Genomic DNA, 5,558 nt, shown 5'->3' with positions numbered 1-5,558 from the left:
GGATATGGTGGTTGGGGCAGTTCCGAAAACTACTCTGGCTAACACTTTGGAAAAGTACATTTAACCACTTTTGAAGATCTACCACAATCTACCCAAATATATCCAAATTGGGTAGTGACTGGGAGGTAAAAGTTTCATGGCATATTCAAAAACTTTTCCAGAAATTAAGGACATCTTTGATAACAAGCAGCTTGCAGGAACAGGATCAAACCTAGGTTAATTGATTCCTGAACTCTACCTGTGGCTGATGACTGTGGTTGTCCCTTTGATTTTGGGTCGCTATTAATTGTTGCAGTTACATAAAAATTCATGATTCCTTCTCCGTCTGGCAAAGCTTTTGAATCCCTCCAGGCTAAGGCGATCGATTTGATCGATCGCTTGCCTCTGTTGAAGCACCAAGAGTGGATTGGACGATCGCTCTCTACTCTAGTGCGAATAGCCGGAGAAGATCTAGATCGCCTAGACTGGAAAATTATCTCCGCATCTCTGGGAGATATGGAAAAGGCTTTCTCCATGTTTTATCCTTACCGTCACGTTCGCAAAATAGTGATTTTTGGTTCGGCAAGGGTGTCCCCGGAGTCGCCCGAATATCAGATAGCCAAAGATTTTGCGACAGCCATTACCCAACAGGGGTTTATGGTGATTACTGGCGGTGGCGGGGGCATCATGCAAGCAGGGAATGAGGGGGCCACTGCTGAACATTCTTTTGGACTGAATATTAATTTGCCTTTCGAGCAAGGTTCTAATCCTTTCATTGCCGGTGATGGCAAATTGCTCAATTTTAAATATTTTTTCACTCGCAAGTTGTTTTTTTTGCGGGAAAGCGATGCTTTGGCTCTGTTTCCCGGCGGTTTCGGTACTCTGGACGAGGCTTTTGAGTGTCTGACTTTGATTCAAACGGGTAAGTTTGGACCCGCTCCTGTGGTGTTAATCGATCGACCAGGTGGCGATTATTGGCAGGATTTGGATGCTTTTGTACAAAAACAATTGCGGGGGAGGGGTTTGATTTCCGGCGACGATCGCAGTTTATATACGGTGACAGATAATGTGGAATTAGCCTGCGAGGCGATCGCCAATTTTTATCTAGTTTATCACTCGTGTCGCTACGTGAATGAAAAACTGGTAATTCGGTTGAAGTCGGAGCTTTCTGATGATAGTGTCGATCGGTTAAATACGGATTTCAGCGATATTTTAATCCAGGGTAAAATTGAAAAAAGTCAAGCTTTACAAGCAGAAGTCGGAGACGAAAGTTTCCATTTACCAAGGCTAATATTGCATTTCAACCAGCGACATATAGGCAGGCTATATCAGCTAATTGCTACTATCAATCAAATGGGTGCAGATTCCCCGGAAGCAGCCCATCCTGAACAAAAATAGTGAGTAGAGGACTTATTGATGAAACTTTATGGAACAAGGTAATAGGTAATGGGTAATAGGTAATGGGTAATAGGTAATGGGTAATAGGTAATTAGTAATGCCCCATACCCCATGCCCTATGACCCATGACCCATTACCTCATCTTACTTGCACATAATCAAATTGCCAGCAGATATAAATCCAGGCGCAGGGGCGGAAATTTCCACCCAATTACGATTTTCTCCATTCTTATCTTTGACAGATTGGTAATTGGGCACCAGCGTTACTTTGCCGTTAGCCGCGACGCTACCTTTAATCGCAGAAGTTTTGGAAGCATCCGCGCGGATAATTAGACCATTTGGTGCTACACGAGGTTCTACTTGGCGGCACAGACTTACAGGGCCAGGGGCGGGCGCTGGGGCTGGTGCGGGTGCTGGCGCTGGTGCTGGCGCTGGTGCTGGGGCGGGCGCTGGTGCTGGCGCTGGGGCAGGCATCGGGGCAGGCATCGGGGCGGGCGCGGGCGCTGGTGCTGGGGCCGGCATCGGCGCTGGTGTGGGTTTTGGCGTTGGTGTCGGGGCGGGCGCTGGTGCTGGGGCGGGTGCTGGTGCTGGGGCGGGGGCTGGTGCGGGGGAAGGACTCGGAGTCACGGCGCTTCCTGTGGTACAGGAAACTAAATTACCATCGTTATTGGGATATCCAACTGCCACATAACCCTTTACCGGAGCGGTAATTTCCATCCAGAGGCGGCCGTCGGAGCCTTTAATGGTAGTCGCGCCGCTAGCCAAGGTTACTTGAGTGTTCATGGCGACACCGCCAACTCTAGCAGCTTTGGTTTCTGGACCCTGGCGCACAGTCAAGCCTTCTTTGGGAGTAACTTTCCGACAAAGGCTCCCAGCTTGGGCTATTTGAAAGGTGGGGCTATTTGTGAAGGAAATATTTTCGCTGATATTGGATGTTGATTCAGCTACCGCAGGGATGCTATTTGCGGGCAGACTACCGACGACGATCGCGATCGCGCTCAGCAATACAGCGGGTTTGTTCCAACCATTGATGTTTGTCATTACGTTCAACTCCTCAATTCACCACAATCATTATCTTAATTGCACGTCAATATAGCAAAAAAGTGGATGGGTCTTTTGGTCTTTCCACATCTAGCTGTGTTTAACATTTTTAGGTAAATACGTCAATATTTATTCACATAAATTAATTTTAACTCCTTGGTGAAAGTCCCGACTTCTTTAACAAATCAGGACTGTGTGTATGTTATTTTTTTTGTGTATCTAGTTATTTATAAAATTTCGGTCAAAATTTTAACTAATATTTGATTTTGTGCCTCCGTACCTACAGTAATTCGCAACTTATCTGCTAATCGGGGTTGATTGAAGTATCGAATCAATATTCCTTCTTGTTTCAGTCTTTGATAAATCCTTTCCGCATCGCCCTGGGGCGGACGGACTAACAAAAAGTTGGTTTGGGATGGCAAAATGTCAAAGCCTAATTCTTGGAGGCTGAGGGCTAATGTTTGTCGTGAAGCTTTAATCTTTTCGGCATTGGCTGTTTTGTAGGTTTGATCGGCGATCGCCTCCGCAGCCACTAGATAAGCTAAAGCATCCACATTATAACTGTCTTTAATTTTATTTAACTCAGCTATCAAGGCAGGATTTGTGATGCCAAAACCCAGCCTCAATCCGGCTAGGGAGTAACCTTTAGAAAGCGTCCTCAAAACTATAACATTATTGTAGGTTTTTGTCAACTCCAAAGCATGATTTTCTGCAAAATCCACATAAGCTTCATCAATCACCAGAATGCCAGATAAACCCCTAGCTAGTTGCTCCAAATATGCTAAAGGTATCGCCGTTCCCGATGGACTATTTGGTGAAGCCACAAAAGTGACAGCACCTTGGGCTGCTATTAGTAAATCAACAGGTAACTGATAGTCATCGGGATAGGGAATTTCGACAAATTCCACATCTTGAATTTCTGCCAAAGTGCGATACAATACATAGGTGGGGGAAGGACAAACTACCTGTTTACCAGTTTCACCCACAGCGCGAACTATCAAGTTTAACAAATCATCGCTACCGTTACCTACGACAATCCAATCATCAGGAACTCCCAAGACTTGACTAGCTGCGATGCGGAATTGTTTACCAGTAGGGTCGGGATAGCGTCGCAGTATCTCCCCGTCTATTTCCTGAAGCACTTTTAAAGCTTGTGGAGAAGGTGGATAGGGATTTTCATTAGAATTGAGTTTAATAATTTTAGTACCTAGTGGTGGTTGTTCCCCTGGTACATAGCCAGACATTTCGTGGATTTTTTTGCGAAAGTAATTCATCTATTATCGGCTTAGATCGGGATTCATTGGTAGCGAAAAAAATTATATCAAACAATTAGTCACAATCCGTGTTATTCCTAAATCAAGTAACTTTTGCAAATCTTCTCGATCGTCCACCGTCCAGGCCACAATGTCAACTCCCTGACTGCGGCTTTCGGCAATCAGTGCAGGATTTGCCAGCAAAACACTATACAAAGTGCTAATCAGACGATCGCCCTTAACTACAGCTTGAGCCAATTGAGCTTGGTACGCTTCCAGATTAGCAACAATATGTCCGAGTGGCAAATCATCAGCTATTTGGCGCACTTGTTCGAGAAATCCATCGTTAAAGGAAGTAATCACGCATTTTTCTGCGATTCCGGCCTCCTGCAAAGTATTGACAAAATCTGCTACTTCTGAATTAGACCATTCGCAGTGGGGTTTGACATCAAAGTAGAGAAATTTGTCAACTTGTTTGAGGATAGGCAATGCTGCTGTTAAGGTGGGGATTTTTTGTCCTGAAAATTCATCTCTGAACCATTTACCTGCATCCAGTGACTGCAATTGGGGTAAGTTTTTGTCCCTGACTTTACCAGAAACACCGGTAATCCTATCGAGTGTGGTGTCGTGGAAAATGACTGGTATGCTGTCAGCCGATAGCTGGATGTCAAATTCGATGGAATGAGCGCCACGGGCGATCGCCTGTTCAAAAGCTGCTAAGGTATTCTCAGGGGCGATCGAAGAAAAACCCCGATGGGCTATAATTTCTAAACTCATGATTTTGTTGTATCTAAAAATTCTGCCACAGTCTGATTAAAAGTTGCCGGTTCTACCAAAAAACACCAGTGATTTCCCGGTACTTTCTGTATGGTAAGATTTTTCAAGTATCTCTGATAGGGCTGGATTTGCCAATCCATACGATTCACACCTTTTTCTGGCTGGATCAACAAAGTGGGAATGTCAATATTTTCAGTTAAACCAGCTACTTGCATCACTTCTGTAAATATCTGATTGCGGGCGGGAATCACAAATTTACTACCCCAAGTACCATCGGATTTTTGCTCGATTTGCTGTTGGAATACAATTTGTTGCATCTCACTCCAAGCTGCATATTCTCCTGAGAGTTTGGCTGCTGTTTCCGCTGCGGATAAAGTCGGAAAGGGGCCCATACATTTGAGACAATCTAATTTGCGGTAAAGAAGTGGTAGAGTGAGTTTCATCACAGCGGGAAGTTTAGTGATGAAGATGGGGTCTACTAAAATCATACTGCAAAAGCGATCGGGATTTTGTCTGGCCCAAATTGGCGCTAGCTTTCCCGTCCAAGAATGTCCGAGAATGTGAGCATGGGGCCAGTTAAGGTGTGCCATCAAAGCTTCTAAATCGGCGATCGCACTTTCAAAAGTATAACCCATATCTGGTTTGCTACTCTCTCCATGTCCGCGCATATCTGGCGCTACAATATGGTAGTGGTTTGACAAATAATTTCCCAGACTCGTCCAGACAACTGCACTATCGGCTAAACCATGTAACAACAGCAAGCGCGGAACTTGTTGTGATGCCGTTTTTGGTTGCCATTCTAAGTAAGAAATTTCGATTTCTGGCAAAACTAATGTGTGACGAGTTGGCATCTTTGTTAATTAAACTTATTTAAAATTAACTGATTTATAAGGTTTTTGTGGAACCGGCTTTCGGGCCATTAGTGTCAACTTAAGCCTGAAAGCCAGTCACAGATATCCTCCCTAATCCCCAGGGCTGTTTCATTCTCAAAAAAACGACGATGGGGAATAATAGCTGGTAAAAGACCCACCCCTAGCCCCTCCCAGGAGGGGAACCGGATCGAGAGTCCCAGACCCTCGCTTAGAGGGTCTGGGGCAGGGCTGTTTCATTC

Annotated in this window: 5 protein-coding genes; 1 reads left to right on the top strand and 4 read right to left on the bottom strand. The window is 45.0% G+C overall.

Annotation, left to right across the window (positions count from 1 at the left end):
- The first annotated feature begins 309 nt into the window (after positions 1–309).
- A complete protein-coding gene (locus AAFP11_RS29520; protein WP_341740210.1) occupies positions 310–1,377 on the top strand; it encodes an LOG family protein in 1,068 nt (355 codons plus the stop codon).
- A 143-nt stretch (positions 1,378–1,520) separates the two neighbouring features.
- Here AAFP11_RS29520 and AAFP11_RS29515 read toward each other — a convergent pair whose 3' ends face one another.
- From AAFP11_RS29515 to AAFP11_RS29500, 4 genes are all read right to left on the bottom strand, one after another.
- On the bottom strand, positions 1,521–2,417 hold the full coding sequence (locus AAFP11_RS29515) for an SH3 domain-containing protein (RefSeq protein ID WP_341738660.1): 897 nt from the start codon (positions 2,415–2,417) through the stop codon (positions 1,521–1,523).
- A 227-nt stretch (positions 2,418–2,644) separates the two neighbouring features.
- The gene (gene hisC / locus AAFP11_RS29510; protein WP_341738661.1) at positions 2,645–3,691 is read right to left on the bottom strand and encodes a histidinol-phosphate transaminase; all 1,047 of its coding nucleotides are present in this window, start codon (positions 3,689–3,691) and stop codon (positions 2,645–2,647) included.
- 42 nt (positions 3,692–3,733) lie between these two features.
- Entirely contained in the window at positions 3,734–4,447 is a 714-nt protein-coding gene (locus AAFP11_RS29505) for a glycerophosphodiester phosphodiesterase family protein (RefSeq protein ID WP_341738662.1), read from the bottom strand.
- On the bottom strand, positions 4,444–5,298 hold the full coding sequence (locus AAFP11_RS29500) for an alpha/beta hydrolase (protein ID WP_341738663.1): 855 nt from the start codon (positions 5,296–5,298) through the stop codon (positions 4,444–4,446). The genes AAFP11_RS29505 and AAFP11_RS29500 overlap by 4 nt, the downstream gene beginning before the upstream one ends.
- Between the last annotated feature and the right edge of the window lie 260 nt (positions 5,299–5,558).

This window comes from Microcoleus sp. CAWBG640 (genome assembly GCF_020883015.1).
In the GTDB taxonomy this organism is placed as follows: Bacteria; Cyanobacteriota; Cyanobacteriia; order Cyanobacteriales; family Microcoleaceae; genus Microcoleus; species Microcoleus anatoxicus.
Note: the sequence above shows the minus strand (reverse complement) of the source record. Positions and strands in the feature narration are given on the sequence as shown.

What these genes read in the sequence shown, in the direction of transcription:
- AAFP11_RS29520 (WP_341740210.1), top strand. Translation starts at nt 310, where the DNA reads ATGATTCCTTCTCCGTCTGGCAAAGCTTTTGAATCCCTCCAGGCTAAG.
- AAFP11_RS29515 (WP_341738660.1), bottom strand. Translation starts at nt 2,417, where the DNA reads ATGACAAACATCAATGGTTGGAACAAACCCGCTGTATTGCTGAGCGCG.
- hisC (WP_341738661.1), bottom strand. Translation starts at nt 3,691, where the DNA reads ATGAATTACTTTCGCAAAAAAATCCACGAAATGTCTGGCTATGTACCA.
- AAFP11_RS29505 (WP_341738662.1), bottom strand. Translation starts at nt 4,447, where the DNA reads ATGAGTTTAGAAATTATAGCCCATCGGGGTTTTTCTTCGATCGCCCCT.
- AAFP11_RS29500 (WP_341738663.1), bottom strand. Translation starts at nt 5,298, where the DNA reads ATGCCAACTCGTCACACATTAGTTTTGCCAGAAATCGAAATTTCTTAC.